Here is a 20867-nt window from a genome sequence, read left to right on the forward strand (position 1 = left end):
ACTGCCGAGACGGTCACTTACTTGACCTCGCTCAGATAACGTGCGGAAAAGGCTTCCTGCGCGGCGGCCATCTGCTCGTAGTTGACCACGCCGGCCCGGGCGTAATCGCTGTCGGGCAGGAACTGCGCGGCGATGTCGGCCGGCATTTTCATTGCCCGCACCGGCCGCAGGTACGCCTTGGCCCAGAGCGCCTGGCCTTGCTCGGACAAAACGAAATCCAGGACCTTCTCGGCGTTGGCCCGATGGGGGGCATTGTCAACAATGCTCATCACGTAAGGCACGCTGATGCTGCCTTCCTTGGGAATCACAAAGGCAACGTTGGCCTTGTCTTTGTAACGAGCCCGATAGGCGTTGAAGTCGTAGTCCACCAGAATCGGCAACTCACCGGACAGCACCCGCGCATAAGCCGTTTGCTTGGGCACGATCGGCGAGTTTTTCGCCAGCTTTTTGAAGTAGTCGATGGCTGGAGCGAAGTTATCCAGATTGCCGCCCATGGCCTGGTTGATCGCTACCGCCGAGACGTAACCGACGAAAGCACTGGACGGGTCGAGATAGCCGACCATGCCTTTGTACTCAGGCTTGAGCAGGTCGGCCCAGCTTTGTGGCACGGGCAGGCCGCCCAAGGCATCGACGTTGACCATGATGCCCAGGGTGCCGGAGTGAATGGCAAACCAGTGTCCCTCGGGATCCTTCAAACCCGCCGGGATCTGCTCCCAACCCTTGGGTTTATACGTGCCGACCACCCCGGCTTTTTGCGCCTGCAAACCGAACGTCACGCCGTAATACACCACGTCCGCCACCGGCGCCGCTTTCTCGGCGACCAGTTGCGCCAATGACTGTCCGGAGTTCTTGTTGTCCAGCGGAACCTGCACGCCAGTGGTATCGGCAATCGCCTTGAGCTGCGTGCCCCAGTCGGCCCATTCGGGTGGACAGTTGTAGCAAATGGCCGTTTCGCCGGCCTGGGCCAGGCTGGCCGCGCCGCATAACAGCAGTGTCGCCAGGGTTTTACGCAAGTGGATCATCAAGCGTCTCCTCGTAGGGTTGAGTGCTTTCGCCCGGCCGGATATGACAAGGCAGGCAATGGGAAACCGGGGTGGCGCCAGCAATCTGCGCCAACAATTGATCAATCACGGTGCAGGCCAGTGCCTCGATGGGCTGAACAACGCTGCACAGCGTCGGGTGCATTTGGGTGCCGAGGGCGATGCCGTCAAAGCCGATGACCGAGAGTTGCCGGGGCACTTGCCAGCCATTGCGGCGCAGTTCGGCGATCAAGCTGATGGCCAGCAAATCGTTGGAACAGACCAGCGCACTGAGCGCCTGGGGGCCATGCAATAGCGGCTCGATGGCGGCGAAGTCCGCCTGGGTATGGGCGGGCATTTCAATCACCGGCAGGCTGGCGAGACCGGCCCCACGCATTGCCTCGCAATAACCGGCATAACGCAGGCGAGCACGGTCGGACTGCAGGGCAGGGCCGGCGACCATGCCGATCCGAGTGTGTCCCGCCTCCAGCAGATAACGGGTGGCGAGCGCCATGCCTGCGCGGTTGTCCACCGACACCGCGCTGTAATCCGGATTACCCGGCTGGTGATAAGCCAGCACAAAGGGCGTGTCCTCACTGTCCAGGCTTTGCAGCACCCGGTTGCTCTCGGCGTCGGTTACCGTGAGGACCAACCCGTCGACACGCTGACGTAACAACTCCTCAACCACTGCGCTTTCGCGCTCGCTGTTGTAGTCGGTGGTTGCCAACAACAAGTTGTAGCCGTGGGCACGCGCAGCGCGCTCCATCGCCTGAAACTGCTCGGCGAACACCGGATTGAGCAGGTTGGGCACCACGACACCGATCAGCTTGGTCACCTGCAGGCGCAGTTGCCGGCCGAGACGATTGGGCCGAAAACCCAGCTGCCGCGCCGCGGCGAAGACCTGTTCCCGGGTGGTCGGACGGACCACTTCAGGGGAGGCAAAGGCTCGCGCCGCGGTCGCCCGCGAAACCCCTGCCAGCCGTGCAACTTCTTTCAAATCAGTCATTGTCACTCGCTTGAGATCGATCTCATTGGCGAGGACATTACTCAGGGCGTATGGCGTTTCGGCGACGCAATGATGACGATTTGATGTCAGTTGCAGAGGTCTTTCGTTGAGGATTATCCAGGGCGCATGCTCAGCGCGTGTTTGCGGTAAACCCGTACTGCCTGGCGGACCACACCACCGCCAACGTCAGCAGCAAGAGCGCGACCAGCACAGGCGCAAACGCAACGACACCCAGATGATCGAGCAGAATGCCCCCCACGATCCCGCCACCGGCAATGGCGACGTTCCAGGCCGTGACCAGCATCGACTGGGCGAGATCCGCCGCGTCTCCGGCCGTTTTGGCGATTGCCGTTTGGAACAACGTGCCGGCCCCGCCAAAAGCGACTCCCCAGGCCGCCGCCGCGATGTAGACCGCAGCAGGGCTGGCGCTCATGGCACCCAGTATCAGGGCCGAGATGGCGAACAGTGCCGTGCTGGCAAGGGTCAATGCCCGTAGATGGCGATCACCGAAACTGCGGGGTTCATTGATTTCATGAGCAGCGAATTGTTCAAGTGACTGGCCCACTATGATCGCGAGCACCTCGGCCCCCTGTGGGAGCGAGCTTGCTCGCGATCGCGGTGGTTCAGTGACAGGGATGCTGGATTGGCAGCCTTCATCGCGAGCCAGCTCGCTCCCACAGGGAAAAGGTGCTGGCCATGGATACAGGTCAAGGGGCCTTGTTCTCGACCAGGCAGTTTCCGCCATCCACCACGATGACTTCGCCAGTGAGGTAGCTCGCCTCTGAAGACGCAAGGAAAGCAACCACTGCGGCCACCTCTTCGGGACGTCCGGCCCGGCCCATCGGCGTGTATTCTGCCGCCTTGGCTTCCTCGGCAGTGGTCGACCCCGTGGTGATCCAGCCGGGAGCGACGCTGTTCACGGTAATCCCTTGCTGGGCGACTTCAAGCGCCAGGCTCATGCTCATTCCAACCATCGCGGCCTTTGCGGCGCTGTAAGCCGCTTCACCGGGGTTACTGCAGCGGGTGCCGGTCGTGGAACTGATGTTTACTATGCGCCCGTAACGACGCGCCCGCATGCCAGGCAGAACGCCCTGGGTAAGCAGAAAAGCCGTGGTCAGATTTCGCGCCAGGGTAAGGTTCCAGGTGTGCAGATCCATGGTCTCCAAGTCGGAAAAAAACTCCGGGCTTCCTTGCATGGCCATGCCCGCGTTGTTGACCAGAATATCGATCTGCCCCCAGACGGACTCTGCCCATAGGATAAACTCGCGCACCTGATGCTCATCGGTAAGATCGACGGCCCGCCCTTGAACTTCGAATCCTTCGGCACGCAGCTCTGCGACTCGATCATTGATTCGCGCACTGCTGGCGGTGACGATCAGTCTGGCACCTGCAGTACCCAGCCTGCGCGCGATGGCCATGCCGATCCCAATCTCACTTCCCACCCCACTGACAAGGGCCACAGGGTTCTGTCCGGTTGCGTTTGGCATGGCGTCTCCAGAGGGGTGCAAGTGATGATCAGGTGTCGGAGCTTGAGTTGCGTTTGAGCTATATAAACACCCTGATCAACACCCGAACACCCCCGTCCTCCCCAACAGGTGCTTTTGCCGTCGGGCCGGTGCGCTGGTGGGGAAAAGCACTTCGGTCGGTCGATAGCGGGCGATGCCGCAGGCGGCGGCGATGCGCTGGCGTTGCTGGCCGTGGATAAGGGCTTGCTGAAAGCTGTGTTCGCTATGGGCCAATCCCAGCATATAACGAGTACCTGCCGGGAAGTGTCCGCTATTGGCTTGCCACCATCTTTCGATTGCCTGCGGGTCGGGCCAGGGCAGGTTTTCATCGGGGTCCATTGCGACATTGGGGTCTTCAGGGTTGTCGTTCGGACCCGCATCGAAAACCGGCAAGGCCTGCAATTCCAGGTCGAGCAACGCCAGGTCAGCGCCGGTGATCAGGCTGAAGGCTTCACCGGCGACCCGGGCATAGGGCAGGTCGCTCATCTGCTGAATCAACCACGGTACACAGACTGGATCGCCCAGCAGCCCAAGGGCCTGGATGCCGATGCGCCGATCCCGGGGATCCTGTACCCACTGGCGTATCCAGGCGATGCTGGGTTCGCGTTCCTGCCAGGCCAGCAATACGCAGAGTGCGCGGTACTGGAATTCGCCCGGTTGCTCGGCAAACTGGCGCAATGGCTCCAGGGCTTGCGCGTCGCCCATCTGTGCGGTGGCCCAGTTGGCCCAGAAGCGTGTGGCCGCATTCTCATGCAGACGATGGGTACGAATCGCCGGCAGCAGGTCACGCCGGCGCAGTTCGCCGGCCGTACGGGTCGCCCGTGCCAGCACGCTGGGGTCGGCATCGGAAAGTCCGGCAAGCAGGGCGGGGCCAGGGTCGTGGCGATGCATGCCGCAGGCGGCCAGACCGAGGTGACGGAACAGCGGGGAGGGAGAGGCGAGCATACGGTCGATCCAGGGCGATACCCGTTCCCAGTCGAGCCACCCCAAGGCCATCAAATAACCGCGTTCTGTTTCCGGCGCATGTCGTAAGTGCTCGCTAAGGCACGACAACATTTTCCCATCGGCCGACTGGAAGGCCAGCACCACGCAGGCAAACATCTCGCCGACAGCGTCTGGTCCAATCTGGGCCAGCAAGGTGTCGTAGCCCACCTGGCCAGCGATGGCCAGGCCGTCGATGTGCGCCTCGATGCGCAGGTCGAGTTTGCGCAGCTCTTGCAGGTCGTAGTGCGAGGCGCGTACGGCGTAGCCGCGAAGCATGCTGAGAAAAGAAACTTCCTCGGCGTGAAGGGCGACCGTCTGAGCCACCACGCCGTCCATCAATCCTTCCACGCGAACCGCTGGATCATGTCCAGCACGGTATAGCCGGCCGCATTGAAACAGCGCGGATCATCTTCGGGCAATTCCCACAGCTCACGCATCCGTTGCGCGGACAAATAGCGCTCGCGCACCCCGGTGATCGATCCCGGCCTGCGTCCGTGAAGACTCATTTGCGGCGCGGTGAGGCGCTGCATGATTTCATCCAGCGAGATGCTGTGGAACTTGCCCTGATCCGCAAGCAGGATGAATGCTTCGACATCCACCTGCCGCACGACCGTCATGCACACGGCCAGGAAGTCACGCTTGACCTCGGCATCGAACTGACCGTCCGTACCGTCCTCAAACTCAAAGATTGCCGGAAACGCACGGTCGCTGAAATTAAACTGGAGCCCGCCGCGATCCGTTCCTTCGCCATCAGGAAAACTGCACAGCGCCGCGAAATAACGTCCCTGTCCGAGCCGTAGCTCTACCTCCAGGCTCAGCCAGCGATACCGCTGCAGACATTGTTCCAGAGACACACAGTCGGTCGCGATCGAGGCAGTATCGAGCCACTCGCCGGAAACAGGGTCTACTACCAACTCTGACACACAGTCCGGCAATTTCGCGGCCATGATGTGTCGGGTCTTCAACGCCGTAATCACGGCCAGCAACTTCCCTCTCAGACTGTCCCGAGGTAGCGAAGGGAAATGGAGCGATATCGGATACGAAAACGCCATACGCTAGTGCTCCTGAATCTTTCCGGACATGTGTGGCTTGTTTTCCTTCCCGAACTTTTTTTCCAGGTTACTCCGCTGGCCTTTCGGGACGGCGACGTGCACGACGGTTCCCGGGCCAAACACATCCGGTCGCTGTGCCAACTGTTCTTCCCGCTTGAACTGTGAGAGCCCGACCTGGCCCCAGCTCGCCTTGCACTCCTTGACCACACCCTCACGCGTCACCACGTCGAACTCCTGGATCACCAGGCCGCAGTCCCGGCAGGTTATTTTGACCGCCACTTCCTTCGCTTGGGTCTGCTCAGCCACTTTTACCTCGAAGCGCTCACCCTTGATCAGGGTGTCGTATTTCAGCGCCGCCTCGAACAGCTCCTGCTTCTCACTGGGGCTATTGGCCTTGTTGGCCTTGTCCACCATTCGATCCAGCTTTTGCTCCTTGCGCTGCTGCAATTTTTTCTGTCGACTGATGCGCACCTGCTGGTTGATCTCGTGTTCGTCCTTGGGTGGGTCACGCTTGAGGTTGGTATGAGGGCAGGACGAATCCTGGGCGACGCCGTCAGTGGTCGGGCCCGGGGGCGTCTGGGCTGGCATCGACGCATGGTTGTGAGTGGTCAGGTCCAGGTGCCGGTCGACGTTCTGCCCCTCGAACTTGACGTCCATCGACCATGAAACGAAATACACCTTACCCTTGATCTTGCTGGTGACTATACCTTTCTTGGGCGCGTTGCCGGCCTCGTCGCCGGTGCTGGTTTTGAAGTAGCTCTGGTCTTTGAGCATGACTTCTTTACCACTGATCCTGACCGTTCGGCTGCCGCGCGACGTGTCTTTTGCATAACCGGTATTCGGATAGGGGATGGGTACACCCAGCGGGGTAGGCGGCGCCTGAGGTGGGGTGAAGCAGACATCCGGAAACCTGGCGATCGATACTCCGTCTCCCGCCTTGCAGGAAATCTCCCGATTGTTGGCAAAAACCTCATTGGCCATCAGGCAGCCCTCGCGGTCTGATAACTGAGTAGCGCGACCGCGCGCTGGCCGGCGTCGTTGCCCAGGTGGCAGAAGATGTTCGGCCCTTCGCCATAGCCCTTGCGACAGGCGGCCAGTGCCACGGCGAGTATCACCGGGCCGATGGCGGCGCCGACTTCGCCGATGCAGTCGGCCGGATGCCAGAGATGAAAGAACTCTTTGCGTACCCGCAGGCTGCGGCTCAGGGCCAGAGAGGCTTCCTTGAAGTAGTACTGTTCGCCGCAAATATCAGTCAGACGATAATCCATCTGCTCCAACCCGCAGCCGGCTTCGTTCAGCGCAGCGCGTATGGCCTGGGTCAGGCCTTCAGCGCGCAACGGGATATCTTCGGCCTCCACCGTGGCTGGCTCCATGCCAAAACCCAGGCCGATGCAGGCCAATTGCGGCTGATCGCTGGCAAAGGGGGCGGCGATTACCACGGCGGCGGCCCCCTCGCCGGGAATAAAACCGTTGGAGTTCTGACTGGTGAACAGACGTTCGCGTTCTTCGAAGGCGGCCAGGGTCGCTCCCTCAAGAAACGAGTCGACGCCGGCAATCAGCACGTGGCGATGGCCGCCCTGATGAATCAGCGTGCGCGCATTGAGCAGGGCCACGGCGGCACTGACCCGGCCACGGGCGATGATGGACGAGTCGGGATGAAAACGCAGGCCCAGCTCGGCTTCGATGGCGTGCAGCAACCCCTGATCGAGACCGGCGAGGCGGCCGGGGCGCTCGGCTTCCGCGACACCCAGCAGCAGCGGCGTTTTGTGTGGATCGACCCCGAGGGTGCTCTGCAGTGCCTCGGCGATTGCTCGGCTGGCCATCTTGATCAGCTTGGTGCGGCCGAGCCACGGTTGTTCCAAGGGCACGCTGGCGGCGATCAGCCATTCGCCGCCGCTGTCGATAAAGCGGGTTTCCTGGAAGTTGTCGATGGCGCAGCGGATCGCCGCGCAGCTTGCCGGTGCGCTGAGGCCGACAGCGCTGACCATGCCGGAGCCAATGATCCAAAGAGCGCTCATCACGGCGTTTCCTTGGGGGCACGCGTGGCTTTGACCAGGGCGCCGAGCGACGGGTAATACTCCTTGCCCAACTCACGGGCGCGCCACCAGCCCGTGGACACAGTGCCGACCAGCACTTGGGCAATCTCGAACATGTTGCGTCGAAGCGCACGAGAAACACGCCAGGTCAACTGCACCTGGCGAGCGTCTGTGTCGATCAGCAGAGTATCGATCATCGCGTGCACCGTCTCATGACCGCCTTTTTTCAGGAAAAAGGTCACCGGAACGTCCATTTTGGGAATGCGAAAGCCTGCGCGCTCCTGGGCGGTGAGGTTTAGCAGCAACACCTCTTCGCCGCCGCGCAAGTAATCGAGCTGCTGATCCTCAGGCGTTGCCTGAAAATAGCGGTTGTCGAAATCCCCTGGCAAAAACGGAAAGCAGTCGGCCAGCCAGGCATCGTCATAAGTACCGGCGTAGCGGACACGCTGCGGCCAGCTACGCCCGAGTGGGCCGAGGGCCATGGGGCGGAAGTCGCCAAAGGGGCTGTCGATCGGCTTGCCCAGTTCCTCGGTGTTCGGCATGGGCATGCCGACGATGTCGGAGCTATTAATGCGGCGTGAGTACCAGCCGCAACCGTTTGGGTTATCCGGATAGCAGTCACGCATTTGCGGTGCATTCGCCACGGGATGAGAGCCACCATAGGCCTGGGCGTAGGAGATGCTTTGTTCGGTAAAAGGTTGCGGCAAGCCGGGAGAGACGCCCAGGAGCCCTTGTTGCCATTGTCGGGGGCCGAGGACGGAAAAAGCCTTACTCACCCGACCGACGCGAATGCCGGCGGCCAACTGCGTCACCGGCCGTCCACCGGGTGCATAGGCCTTGCCACACACCAGCACATCGCAGCATGGTTTGACTGGGGCGAAATCCATTTCCTGCAACGGGGGGCTCAGACCAGGCTCGCCGAGGAAGGTGTCGGCCATCAGCAGCGGTTGCTGGGTCTCTGCGAGGGTCGCGGCGCGGCCGTCCAGCGGTAGACTGAACGTACCTTTGGCCACCACGACCAAGGATTCGCGCCCATCGGACCCCAGGCCCAGGGTATAGGCAGCAAGCAGTTTGCTGGCGTTGAGCAGTTCCATAGGTCGCTGACCTGTCTAGTTGATCTGCACCGAACCACCCTTTATGCGGTTGACCCCGCTGGAACGGCTGGACAGGTAGACGCCCTGGATGATCACTTTGCCCGCGCGGGTCAGGGTGATGCTGGCTTTGCCGCAACGCAGGACGATCTCGCGTTCGGCGCTCAGCTCAAGACGTTGCTCATCCAGCCGCACGCTGGCGAAGGGCGCTGGTGAGGCCGGCGCGCCAAGCAGAAGACCGATCACCAGCGGACGGGCCGGGTCGCCTCCTTCGAACATCAACGCCACCTGACAACCGATGTCCCCAGGGCTTAGCAACGCAGTGTTACGCGCAACGATGCCACTGCTGTTCGCGCAACCTGGGTAAGTGACCGTGGGCGCGTTGGCGTACGGCAGATCGAGCAGGGTGCCGATGACGACTGTGTCTATGCGGGCCTGGGTGGGGAGGGGCTGTTGAACCGTCATAGAGATATCTCCACTGTTCTAGTTCTGCAAAATCTTCTGTCCCTTGATCACCACGTTCCTGTTGGCCTTGACGTTGATGGCGCCGGAGCCATCGATGGTGATGTTCTTGCCACGAATCATGATGGTGCCGTCCTTTTTCAAAGTGATGCTGGCATCGCCCGTGGTCAGGCTGATGGAGTCGCCGGCGTTGAGGACAAAGTTCTTGCCAACGTCCAGGCTGTCGTTCTGCTTGATGTTGGTGGTGCGGTTGCGGGCGACGTCGCGGGATTCGTTCTGGCCGATCTGGGTGCTCTGGTTGCCATTGATCTCGATCCCTTCGTTGCCTTTGACCGTTTCGTTGCGGTTGCCGGTGATGCCGATGGTCTCGTTACCGCCCACGTCTTCGGTGCGGTTGCTGACGATGGTGATATTTTCGTTGGCACCGACCTTTTCCGTGCGGTCCGCGCCGATGGTGATGGTCTCGTTGCGGCCCACCTTTTCAGTGCGGTTGGCGCCAATGGTGATTTTCTCGTCGCTGCCCACATCTTCGGTGCGGTTCACGCCGATGGAGATGGTTTCGTTGTTGCCGACGGTTTCCTTGCGGTCCACCCCGATTTGGATGGTTTCGTTGTTGTCCACCGTCTCAGTACGGTCGTGTTTGACGTGCACGGTTTCGTCGTTGTCGATGGTCTTGCTGCGGTCGTGGCCGACCCAATGGGTCTCGTCGTTCTCGACCTCGATGTCCTGGTTCTTCTCGGCATGGATATACAGCTGCTCCGCGCCTTTCTTGTCCTCCATGCGAATCTCATTGAAGTTGGCCGGTGAACCGTCCTTGCTTGAACGACTTTTCACGCCACTCTGAGTGGCATTGGCGGGCAGCTTGTAGGGCACGGTCTGTTCGGCGTTGTAGACGCGACCGGTGATGATCGGCCGGTCCGGGTCGCCTTCGAGGAAGCTGACGATCACTTCCTGACCGATCCGCGGGATCTGTACCGCCCCCCAGTTCTTGCCAGCCCAGGCTTGGGACACGCGAATCCAGCAGGAACTGTTTTCGTTGGATTGGTCATGGCGATCCCAGTGGAAATGCACCTTGACCCGGCCATACTGGTCGGTCCAGATCTCCTCGCCATTGGGGCCAACCACCACGGCGGTCTGCGGCCCACGGACAATGGGCATGGGCGTCAGAGGGAGAGGGCGGAAGGCCTGGCCGGCATCCATGCAGTCCAGCTCGCTGACGAACTGTTCAGCCGAGTCTGACTGTCCGCTTTCATAGACTTCCTGACGGATCTGATAGCGCGCGACCACCACCAGGTATTCGCGATTCTGGTCCGCACGGTCGTACCCCGTCAGCGTGAACAAATGGCCGGAGCCCAGCCCACGGGCCCGGCCACGCAACTGCACGCGCTCGAACTGGCTATGAATGGCTTCGATGCGGGTGCGTGCGTAGTGATCGCCATCGTTGCTTTGCAGGTATTCGCCCGGGTAGTCATAAAGCGGGTGGTCAGCGTTGCTGTGGTTGCGTACCACACTGGAGCGCACCTCAAGGCTGGCGCGCGGGCGCAGGAAGTCATAGTCGTTCAGCGCCAGTGAACCGGGCTGGACTTCCCGCGCCAGTTGCCAGTCGTAGAAATGATCGCGTTCGCGCATTTGCCGATCGGGCGGATAGAAGGGGACCGAGTCGTAGTCCGCCGGCGCGGAGTGAGCGCCATAGGCGTCGGCCAGCACCAGTACATGACGCTCCTTTTCATGGCGGAAGTAGTAATAGATGCCTTCCTGTTCCATCAGCCGGCTGACGAAATCGAAGCTGCTCTCGCGGTACTGAACGCAATATTCCCACTCACGGTAGCTGGCGCTGAGGCTGTCTTCAAAATCAGAAAAACCGAGGTCGCGAAACACCTGCTTGATGATGTCCGGCACGGTCTTGTTCTGGAAAATCCGACAGTCCGAGGTCCGCGTGAGCAGCCAGAACCATGGTCGCAGACTCACCCGATAACCCGCGAACTGGCCGTGGCCGGTCAGTTGCCGGCAACTGCTGACAATGCCGTGGAAATAGCGTTTGCCTCCGTTGTACAACTCCAGGGTCAGACCCATCGGTTTGCCCAGCAATTGATCGAACTTGATCGCCCGGTCCTCGGAGGTAAGGTCCAGTTCGTAGTGAAACAACCGCCCCAACTCTTCGCTGCCATCCATGCTCTGCAGCACCAGGACATCGCCGCCGAGGGGGCTGTCGACCTGTACCAAACGGTTGTTTTGAGTGATTGCCATCGACGGCTTCCTTGGCTCGTGTTCGGGCGTCAGTTGGCCGTAAGGAAGACGGCGTACTCAAGGTCGTCGCCATAGGGGGGAGCAGGAGGCGTTGTGTCGAACAATCTTGTGTCGAACAATCGGTGTACATTCACCACAGAGGTGATCTCCATATCGGCCCTGCGATCTGCACTGAGCCAGAGCAGACGTACGATTAGATCCGTCTCTCTGACAATAGCACATGTGTCGGGGGGCAACTGCCGGAGGGCGGGCGGCTGGTGTCGAAGCCTTCCTTGGCAAGGCGTGACGGTCTGCAAATCACACGGAGTGCTCCAGGTTGGCGACAGGCTGAGCTTTTTTCCGGTGGCACAGGTGATCGAGTGTCACGAACACCACCGGCGTCGTCAGCAATGTCAGCACCTGGCTGAGCATCAAGCCACCGACAATTGCGACCCCGAGCGGTTCGCGCAACTCGGCACCCGTACCGAAGGCCATCATCAAGGGCACGGCACCGAGCAGGGCGGCCAGCGTGGTCATGAGAATCGGCCGAAAACGCGCCAGGCACGCCTGATGGATGGCGTCGCGAGCGGAGAGGTTGCGTTCGCGCTGCGCGTGGATGGCGAAGTCGATCAGCAGAATACCGTTTTTCTTGACGATGCCGATCAGCAGGATCAGGCCGATCAGTGCCATGATCGAAAAGTCCAATTGCCAGGCCCACAGCAACACAATCGCGCCAATGCAGGCTGACGGCAGGGTTGAAAGGATGGTCAGTGGATGCACCAGGCTTTCATAAAGCACACCCAGAATGATGTAGACGGCCACCAACGCCGCCAGGATCAAAAACGGTTGGCTGGCCAGGGACGACTGGAACGCCTGGGCAGAGCCCTGGAAGGTGCCGTTGACTGACGTCGGCATGCCGATCTCGCGTTCGATGTCCTGAAGTGCCGCCACCGCCTGCCCGAGTGCCACGCCAGGGGCGAGGTTGAAAGACAGATTGGCGGCCGGCAGCATGCCGTTGTGGTTGATGACCACAGGGCCGCTCGCCGGCGGCTCGATCCGCGCAAACGTGAGCAGTGGCACCATCTGCCCGGTCAGCGGGGAACGCAGATGGAAGTAACTGAGGCTTTCGGTATTGCCGCGCTGTGCCGTGCTCAGCTCGAGTATCACTTGGTATTGGTTGACCTCGGTCTGGTACTCGCTTATCTGCCGTTGCCCGAAGGCATCGTACAGCGCGTTGTCCAGGTCTTGGGCGGTGAAGCCATAGCGTGCGGCCTCGTCGCGATCCAGGGTGATACGGGTGGTGTTGGCGTCCAGTTGCAAGTCATGGGAAGCATCACGGAACAGCGGGTTGGCTCGCAGCCGATCAGTCAGCGCGGTGGCCCAGGTCGCCAGCTCGGCACTGCTCTGCGCCCGCAACACGTATTGGTACTGCGCACGGGGCAGGCCGGCACTGAGGTTGATGTCCTGCACGGCGCGCAGAAACACCTGGATGCCAGGCACTTGTGCCAGTTGCGGGCGTAACCGGTCGATAACCTGACTGACCGTCTCGTCGCGCTCCCCCGGGTCGTTCAACACCAGCCAGACCCGACCATTGCCGATCGAGTCGGTGATGGTGCCACCGACGGCGTGGTTATAACTGATGACCGCAGGATCCTTGCTGAAAATCGCTTCCAGTTGTTTGTGTTTCTCGACCATCTCCTCATAGGGGATGTCAGCCGAGGCCTGGGTAAATCCTAGGATGAAGGCTGTGTCCTGCAACGGAAAGAAGCCTTTGGGAATCGCGATGAAACTGGCCACGCTGAGGGCCACGGTTCCAAAAAACACGCCTAGCATGATTCGCTGATGACCCAGGGTCCAAGTCAATGTGCGATCGTAGAGCTTCAGCAAAGCGGCGAAGAAGTCTTTGTCCGACTTCACACGATGACTGGGCGCCTTCATGAAAAGGGAGGCGAGCGTCGGGGCCAGGGTCAGGCAGACCACTGCCGAAATCATGATGGCGGCCACGGAGGTCAGGGCAAACTCGCGGAACAATCGACCGATCACCCCGCCCATGAAGAGCAGGGGGATGAAGGCGGCAATCAGCGACACACTGATGGACACCACCGTAAAGCCGATTTCACTGATGCCCTTGAGCGCCGCTGTGCGTTTGTCCGCACCCAGCTCCAGGTGTCGGTGGATGTTTTCGATCACTACGATCGCATCATCGACGATGAAACCGACCGCGATAACAATCGCCACCAGCGTCAGGTTGTTCAGGCTGAAACCGGCCAGGTACATCGCCGCGCATGTCGACACCAACGATACCCCCAGTACAGTGGTGACGATCAGCGTGGCTGACAGTTGTCGCAGGAACAACGCCATGACGCCGATGACCAGAACGATCGCGATGCCCAGCGTCAACTCCACCTCATGCAAGGACGAGCGGATGGTGCGGGTCCGGTCGTTCAACACCTCGACCGTCATGTCTGCTGGCAAGGACGCCTTGAGTTGGGGGAGGGCTGCCTGAATCCGATCGACGGTGGCGACGATGTTGGCCCCCGGCTGTCGCCGGATCACGAGTACGACGCCCGATTGGCCATTGGGCCAGCTTTGCGTGTAGTCATCCTCCGAGCCCAACGTGACGCGTGCCAGATCCCGTACCCGCACGGCCGAGCCGTTGCGGTAGGTGACAATCACATCGTCATATTCATGGGGTTCGAAGAGCTGATCGTTGACTTCCAGATTGGAGATTCGGTGTTTACCGAACAAAGCCCCCTTGGGCAGATTGACGCTGGCCCTCTGCACTGCGGTGCGGATGTCTGCCAATGTCACGCCGGCAGCGGCGAGAACGTCTGGACGGGCCTGGATACGGATCGCCGGACGGCGCTCGCCCACAATGTTGATCAGGCCAACCCCCGCCAGTTGACTGAGTTGGCGAGAGAGCACGGTATTGGCCAGGTCACTGACTTCCATCGGCGACAAGTTAGCGGAGTAAGCGCTGAGAATCAGGATCGGACTGTCGGCAGGATTGACCTTGCGCCATACCGGCAGGCTAGGCATGTCGCTGGGCAAACGCGCCGACGCATTATTGATTGCCGCCTGGACTTCCTGCGCGGCGGCGTCGATATTTTTGTCCAGCGTGAACTGCAGCGTCAGCGTCAGCATGCTCAACGAACTGGCCGAGGTCATCTCGGTAATGCCGGGTATCGAGCTCAGTTCGACTTCCAGCGGCGTCGCTACCGAGGAGGCCATGGTCTGGGCACTGGCTCCCGGCAGTGTCGCGGTGATCTGGATCGTCGGAAAATCGGCTTCTGGCAACGGTGCGATGGACAAACGGGGGTAGGCGATCACCCCAAGCAATACCAGAGCAAAACTCAACAAAATAGTGCCGATGGGGTGATCCATACACCAGGCGTAGACATTGCGAGCGGCCATTAGAAAACACTTCCGCGGGCGATCGAGGAGGGTGCTGTATCGCGTCCCTCAAGAATATGCACCTGCGTGCCCGGACGCAGCCGGGAGTGGCCGTCGTCAACGATCCGGTCGCCGGCTTCAACGCCTTCGACCACCGCAATGTCAGCGTCGGCGTAGGTGACCGTCACTGGCTGAGGAGCGGCCTTGCCGTCTCTGACGCGCCAGACGAATGCATTTTGCGCGCCCTGTCGCAGAGCACGCTGCGGCACCACCATGGCCTCGCGCAGTATCGCGGCCTGCACAGTGATCACCACCGATTGATCCGGCCATAGGCGTCCCTGGACGTTCGCAAAGTCGCCTTTGATTCGCACCGTCCCAGTGGCGTCGGAAACCCGGTTATCGATCAGGCTCAGGCTTCCCTCGCTCAAAAGTTCACCGCCGTCGCCCGAGTACGCGCGAAGGATCACTGGTGCTTGTCCTGAGCCGGCAACCAGCGTACGCAACTGCGGCAGGAGCGCCTGGGGAAGCGCGGCCTCGATGCTGATCGGGTCCAGCTGAACCACTGAAAACAAGGCTTGCGTATCACTGGCCCGGACATAACTGCCTTCATGAACGTTACGGATGCCGATCCGACCATCAGTAGGGGACAGGATGCGGGTGTGGGACAACTGCACCTGATTGGCGGTGACGGTCGCTTGCTGGCTCTGCACCGTTGCGCGCAATTGAGCAACCATCGCTTCTTGCTGGTCGAGGGTTTGCGCCGATATCGCCTGGGTCTTGGCCAGTGCCCGGTAACGCTTGAGATCAAGGCTCGCCGAAGCCAACTGCGCTTGAGCCACAGCCGTTTGTGCCTTGGCGTGCTCCAGAGCGGCAATGATGGCGCGATCATCGATACGTGCCAGGAGATCTCCGCGCTTGACGACCTGACCTTCTTTGACCGGCAATTCCAGCAGAAAGCCGTCAAGCTGGGAGCGGATTTCAACGCTGTGCAGAGAACGCACGTGACCTATCGCGTGGATGAGTACAGGCACGTCGCGGTGGCGCATTTCGATTGTACTGACCGGAACCGAAGGCGGGGCGGTTGTCACAGCAGCCACCGACTCTCGCGACCACAACCACCAAGTTGCGCCCCCTATGATCAACAAGCTGCCAAGTGTCAGCGACACACTGAAAAAGGTACTGGGGATCTTCGATTGCAACATGACGACAACTTCCCTGCGGAATTTAAAGTTCACAACCAACGAAACGGTCCAGCGAAACCGGGTATTCGATATCGCAATCAATCCATGGCCAGTTCGGACCGAGCATTTGGGCGATCGCTGGCATTTGCAGCGCCATCGCCAGCGCCAATGCCCGGGTCGCCGGGATTCACTTGAGCCCCGGCCTCCAACACCTGCGCCATCACCTCGGATTGCCAGGTGAAATACGGGTTGTAGGTCAACCGTGCGTGAACTTTGCCGGGCTCACGATAACCCCAGTCCGAATACCAGACTGGGCCACCGGCCTGGCATTGCTGGTACGCCATGTCGCTCTGGCCGTTCCAGCACAGGCGCTGGTTACCTTGGCGACCATATTGCGGATTGTCGGGGGAGAACAGCACGCCCATATGGGAAAACTGACTGATGTGTTCGGCCGGCATCTGGTCGCTGCGCACCAGCAGGCGTGGACGTTGCAGTTCGTTGGCTAGGTTGCCGTACCAGATCATCCGCGACGCCGGGTTGGGGAAGCGCCGATTGAAGGCGTCCCGGACAAACTCCACATCCACCACCGAGTCATGGGCCGCACTGACCACCAGGACCGGGCGGTCGAACGCCTGCGCTGCCAGCTTGCTGCGCACGGCGGTACTGCTCAGGTAAAACTGAGCGAAGCCATTGGTCGGCACGTTCTGGTAGCGCAGTGACGTCTGCTGCGGGGCCGTGCTGGACGGCTGCCGTAGCCACGGCTCGACCTTCGCCAGCCACGGCAACACCCAATCAAACGCAACATTGGACTTGAACGCCGGGGAAAACAGCAACAGCCCGGCGATCGACTGATCGTCCATGGCGTAAGCCACAACCAGGTTGGCACCGGTGGAGAAGCCGCCCAGATAGACTTGGCCGACATCCTTGCGCAGCAGCGTCACCTGTTGTTCCACTGTGCGACGCCAATCATTGATGTCAACGTCGAGCATATCGGCCGGCCGCGTGCCGTGTCCGGGCAGCAACACGGTGCGTACCCGATACCCTTGGCTGGCCAGTTGTGTCGCGATATCTACGAACGAGCCGGGCGAATCGCCAAGGCCGTGAACCAGAAGAACGCCTCTACCATTGGGCTGCGCGGGCACCCACTCACGGGGAGCGTTCCAGGCCAGTTCCAAGGTGTGGTCGGGATTCTGGAACTGCCGATTGCGCTCAATCTGTGCCAGGGTTTGCAGGCGATAGTCACCGAAGCTGACCGGCGCCGGCTGGGCGACCTCGACCGGAGGGCGCGCGCAACCGACAAGGCCGATCATCAAGAGCGCGTAGAATGCTTTCATCGGTTTTCCTGTGTGTCCGTGTTGATATTCCATCAAAAACGACAGATGTACCCCGCAGGCGGTGTCATCGATATACCGTTCTTTCGAGCAATTGGCTTCTGAACGGCAAGTGGCCGGGACGGGCGCCCGTGGCGTTGCAAATCGCATTGCACAAAGCCCGGACGACAGGCACGTAAATCAGCTGGCTGGGCTGGCGGGCCTCAAGGGTCTGAGTGGGGTTGATCAGGTACACCGCGATTTGCCTCGGCAGCAGCGAGAGGAGGGGCCAGTTGGTGCAATTGTCATCTACCGGGCTCGGATTATCCGTGGTGGGGCCATTATCACCGGACGTCACGAACGCCACCCCCATCAGGCAGGCGCCTTTAAGCTGCGAGCGCAGGCGACCAGGGTTTTCTGCAAGCCCCAAGTCCGCGACAACCACCACGTCATGAACGCTCACGTGCCCCTCGTCACTCACCTCGACGTCGAGCACGACTGCCACGCAGGTCTGCGAGTCATAGTGTGCGGCGATGCCCTGCGCTCGGCCATGTCCTGAGGGTTTGCCCCAATGCCCCTTGGTGGTCGCTTCGGCGATGACGTTGCGCATTCGATTGGCGTCGAAACCTGATGGCGGCCCGCTGCCGTCGCTCACCGTGGATGCCGAATCAATCAGGGACAGCAAGTAGTCCTTTTGATCCAGCTTGCAGGCTCGGACCTGCGCGGCCATGAATCGCTGTTCGGCGAACACGCAGAGCAGCAGGTCTTTTCTATCCAGATTGCTGTCAAGCGTCGATGGCCAGGTGAATTGATTAAGAGCGCTGTGGTGGGCGTCAGGGTGGCTCATTTGCGTTTCTCCTTCCAGCTGACATCGCAAGACCAATCATGGCGTTACTTTAGGCGGGCGGAGCTGACGTCAGGGTGACGAGTGCCTGACAGGAACATGTCAAACGCGGATTTCTCCCAATGTGAAGGTCAGTCGCTAGAGGCTGGTCAGAACGACCACTAAACGGATTTGCCCGTTATTGAGCAGGCGCAATACCCGATACGAAAGCGGGCTTTGTCGGGCTAGGTGGCTAAGGTGCACCAATGGCCCAGGCGTTTGCCGAAGCTGGATTTGATTGTTTTGATGGCTCGGCCAACTCTTGTCGTAGAAACTCCACCAGCCCTCGCTGCAATCCGGTCAGAGCGCCCTCGCGGCTGATCAGCGCCAACTCGGTTGGCGCTAATTCAGGAAGATCTGTGCACACGGTATGTTCTGGTAACACCGCCGAAACGGGCAGCACTGAGACGCCAAGCCCGGATGCCACCGCTGCTTGTATGCTCGTCAGACTATGACTGCCAAATGCAACCCGCCATGGCCGCTGTGCCACATCTAACAAGCGGATCGCCCGTTGCCGATAAATGCAGCCCTGCGGAAACAGCGCCAAGGGCAATACACCGTCGGCGAAGTTGCTCTCTACACCTCTGACCCACACCAGCCGCTCCGGCCATGTCGCCCAACTAGGCCCGCTGTCTGGTTCACGCTTGACCAATGCAATGTCAATGGCACCCGTCGCAAGCTTCTGCTTGAGATCTGTACTCATGCCGCTGATGGTTTCCAGTCGTGCTTCGGGTCGGGCCCGGTTGAAGCCGGCGAGGATACTCGCCATGCGCCGTGAGTCGAAATCTTCCGGTACACCGACGCGCAGAATTTCCAGATCAAGATCACTGGCCAGGGTTTCCAGCGCTTCCGAGGACATGGCCAGCAGGCGCCGGGCATACTGAATCAGTATCTCGCCGTGTTCATTGACGCTGATGTTCTGCCCCGTCCGGTCTCGAAGCAGCAACGTATGGCCGACCATTTTTTCCAGTTTTCGCACCTGTTGACTCACAGTCGATTGGGTGCGGTGCACTCGTTCGGCGGCTCGTGTGAAGCTGCCTTCGTCGACCACGCAAACAAACGTTTTGAGGAGTTCGAGATCGAGCATAGCGAATCCTTGATATTCGATTTTCAACTGACAGAGCAATATTAATTTAATTTCAAACTAACACCGTTCGCTCGTAAGCTAAAGATCACCCTCTGAGGAAAACAACATGCCACTCAACAATACCTCGCGTCCCAAATGGCTGACCTTCGATTGCTACGGCACGCTGATTCAATGGGATGAAGGCTTGAAGGACATAGCCGCACAAATTCTGGAGGTCAAAGGTGATCACAGTGTCGATGTCGATCGATTGATCCAAGTGTACGACCGCCATGAACATCGGCTGGAGCAAATCCCGCCGTATCGCTCGTTCCGTGAGTTGAGCACGCTCGGGTTGCAGCTCGCGCTGGAGGAACTGGGATTGCCCAGTTCGGCCGGGGACAGCCTGCAATTGGCCGGGGCAATTGCGAAGATGCAGCCGTTTCCCGAAGTGATCGAAACGCTCGCCCGCCTGAAGGCAATGGGGTTCAAGCTATGCATCGTGTCCAACACCGATGACGACATCATTGCCGGCAACGTAGCGCAGCTCGGTGGGCACATTGACCGGGTCATCACCGCCCAGCAGGCCGGTGCTTACAAGCCAAATCCGCGCCTGTTCGACTACGCCCACCAGCAGTTGGGCGTCAGCCGTGATGAAGTGGTGCATATTTGTGCGAGCCCCACGCTTGACCACACCGCCGCGCGGGACATGCAGTTTCGCTGTGTCTGGATCGACCGGGGCACCGGTCGGCAATTGCTCCCCGACTACCAACCCGATGCGGTTTTGAGCACGCTGGATCAAGTCGTGCCCCTGTTCGAATCCCTTGGCTGGTAACCCTCGGAGTCATTGCCATGGCACATACCCTTGTAGGCGGTTCCCATCCCGCACGCTACACCGACCTGGATCTCGACTCGCCCGCCGTCGTGACTGCGCGTCTGGAGTTGGCCGCGTGCTTTCAACTCGCAGCGCAGCACAGGCTGGAGGAGGGGATCTGCAATCACTTCTCTGCCATGGTGCCAGGACGCGATGATGTGTTTTTCGTGAACCCGTACGGGTATGCGTTCGAGGAAGTTACCGCCGACAATCTGCTGGTCTGCGATTTCCATGGCCATGTCGTAGCGGGCGAAGGCCAGCCTGAAGCGACTGCGTTCTATATCCACGCACGTCTTCACAAACTACTGCCGAGGGTGAAAGTGGCGTTTCATACGCACATGCCCCACGCCACGGCATTGTGCTTGCTGCAAGGCTCGCCGCTGTTGTGGCTTGGGCAGACCGCATTGAAATTTTACGGGCGTACAGCGGTGGACGAGGACTACAACGGCCTGGCCCTTGATGAATCAGAAGGTGATCGGATCGCCAGCGTCATGGGCAATGCCGACGTGCTTTTTTTGAAGAACCACGGTGTGATCGTCGCAGGCCCGACCATTGCCGAAGCCTGGGACGATCTGTATTACCTGGAGCGCGCCGCTCAAGTGCAACTGCTGGCGATGTCGACCCAGCGCGATCTCAAGCCAGTACCCCACGAAATTGCACAACGTGCTTACGAGCAAATGCGTCAGGGGGATGCCGAAAGTGCAAGAGCACATCTGCGCAGTGCTATGCGACGCCTGTATCAAGGACAATCGCCCCGCAACCCTGTGTAAAGCGGCGCGGCC

The 20867-nt window shown here is 60.3% G+C and carries 17 protein-coding genes and 1 pseudogene; 2 read left to right on the top strand and 16 right to left on the bottom strand.

Annotation, left to right across the window (positions count from 1 at the left end):
- Positions 1-17: 17 nt before the first annotated feature.
- The 16 genes and pseudogenes from AAIS01_RS05965 to AAIS01_RS06040 form a co-directional block, all read right to left on the bottom strand.
- Complete coding sequence (locus AAIS01_RS05965) at positions 18-1022, bottom strand: ABC transporter substrate-binding protein (protein ID WP_343468233.1); 1005 nt, start codon at positions 1020-1022, stop codon at positions 18-20.
- Positions 1006-2025, bottom strand: a complete 1020-nt coding sequence (locus AAIS01_RS05970) for a LacI family DNA-binding transcriptional regulator (RefSeq protein WP_092398276.1) — start codon at positions 2023-2025, stop codon at positions 1006-1008. Before AAIS01_RS05970 ends, AAIS01_RS05965 begins: the two co-directional genes overlap by 17 nt.
- Before the next feature lie 130 nt (positions 2026-2155).
- On the bottom strand, positions 2156-2605 hold the full coding sequence (locus AAIS01_RS05975; protein WP_431191905.1) for an MFS transporter: 450 nt from the start codon (positions 2603-2605) through the stop codon (positions 2156-2158).
- 127 nt (positions 2606-2732) lie between these two features.
- A complete protein-coding gene (locus tag AAIS01_RS05980) occupies positions 2733-3512 on the bottom strand; it encodes an SDR family NAD(P)-dependent oxidoreductase (protein ID WP_343468234.1) in 780 nt (259 codons plus the stop codon).
- A 75-nt stretch (positions 3513-3587) separates the two neighbouring features.
- Positions 3588-4850, bottom strand: a complete 1263-nt coding sequence (locus AAIS01_RS05985; RefSeq protein WP_343468235.1) for a TIGR02270 family protein — start codon at positions 4848-4850, stop codon at positions 3588-3590.
- Positions 4850-5566, bottom strand: coding sequence for a hypothetical protein (locus tag AAIS01_RS05990; RefSeq protein ID WP_343468236.1), 717 nt, complete (start codon positions 5564-5566; stop codon positions 4850-4852). The genes AAIS01_RS05985 and AAIS01_RS05990 overlap by 1 nt, the downstream gene beginning before the upstream one ends.
- Positions 5567-6126: 560 nt before the next feature.
- Positions 6127-6547, bottom strand: a pseudogene (locus tag AAIS01_RS05995) (DUF4150 domain-containing protein); the annotation flags it as partial.
- On the bottom strand, positions 6547-7587 hold the full coding sequence (locus AAIS01_RS06000; RefSeq protein ID WP_343468237.1) for a hypothetical protein: 1041 nt from the start codon (positions 7585-7587) through the stop codon (positions 6547-6549). The pseudogene AAIS01_RS05995 and the gene AAIS01_RS06000, both read right to left, overlap by 1 nt.
- A complete protein-coding gene (locus AAIS01_RS06005; RefSeq protein ID WP_343468238.1) occupies positions 7584-8696 on the bottom strand; it encodes a DUF2169 family type VI secretion system accessory protein in 1113 nt (370 codons plus the stop codon). The genes AAIS01_RS06000 and AAIS01_RS06005 overlap by 4 nt, the downstream gene beginning before the upstream one ends.
- A 15-nt stretch (positions 8697-8711) precedes the next feature.
- A complete protein-coding gene (locus AAIS01_RS06010) occupies positions 8712-9158 on the bottom strand; it encodes a DUF6484 domain-containing protein (protein WP_343468239.1) in 447 nt (148 codons plus the stop codon).
- An 18-nt stretch (positions 9159-9176) separates the two neighbouring features.
- A complete protein-coding gene (locus AAIS01_RS06015) occupies positions 9177-11402 on the bottom strand; it encodes a type VI secretion system Vgr family protein (RefSeq protein ID WP_343468240.1) in 2226 nt (741 codons plus the stop codon).
- Between the two features lie 297 nt (positions 11403-11699).
- Entirely contained in the window at positions 11700-14795 is a 3096-nt protein-coding gene (locus AAIS01_RS06020; protein WP_343468241.1) for an efflux RND transporter permease subunit, read from the bottom strand.
- Entirely contained in the window at positions 14795-15976 is a 1182-nt protein-coding gene (locus tag AAIS01_RS06025; protein ID WP_343468242.1) for an efflux RND transporter periplasmic adaptor subunit, read from the bottom strand. The genes AAIS01_RS06020 and AAIS01_RS06025 overlap by 1 nt, the downstream gene beginning before the upstream one ends.
- Positions 15977-16053: 77 nt before the next feature.
- Positions 16054-17265, bottom strand: a complete 1212-nt coding sequence (locus AAIS01_RS06030) for an alpha/beta fold hydrolase (RefSeq protein ID WP_343468362.1) — start codon at positions 17263-17265, stop codon at positions 16054-16056.
- Between the two features lie 88 nt (positions 17266-17353).
- Positions 17354-18112 (bottom strand): molybdopterin cofactor-binding domain-containing protein, encoded by a 759-nt coding sequence (locus AAIS01_RS06035; protein WP_343468243.1) that lies wholly within the window; start codon positions 18110-18112, stop codon positions 17354-17356.
- 229 nt (positions 18113-18341) lie between these two features.
- Positions 18342-19235, bottom strand: a complete 894-nt coding sequence (locus AAIS01_RS06040) for a LysR family transcriptional regulator (RefSeq protein WP_343468244.1) — start codon at positions 19233-19235, stop codon at positions 18342-18344.
- Between the two features lie 106 nt (positions 19236-19341).
- Here AAIS01_RS06040 and AAIS01_RS06045 point away from each other — a divergent pair, with 106 nt between their 5' ends.
- The gene (locus tag AAIS01_RS06045; RefSeq protein WP_343468245.1) at positions 19342-20046 is read left to right on the top strand and encodes a haloacid dehalogenase type II; all 705 of its coding nucleotides are present in this window, start codon (positions 19342-19344) and stop codon (positions 20044-20046) included.
- Between the two features lie 17 nt (positions 20047-20063).
- On the top strand, positions 20064-20855 hold the full coding sequence (locus AAIS01_RS06050; protein WP_343468246.1) for an aldolase: 792 nt from the start codon (positions 20064-20066) through the stop codon (positions 20853-20855).
- Positions 20856-20867 lie beyond the last annotated feature (12 nt).

This window comes from Pseudomonas halotolerans (genome assembly GCF_039581215.1).
GTDB lineage: Bacteria > Pseudomonadota > Gammaproteobacteria > Pseudomonadales > Pseudomonadaceae > Aquipseudomonas > Aquipseudomonas tehranensis.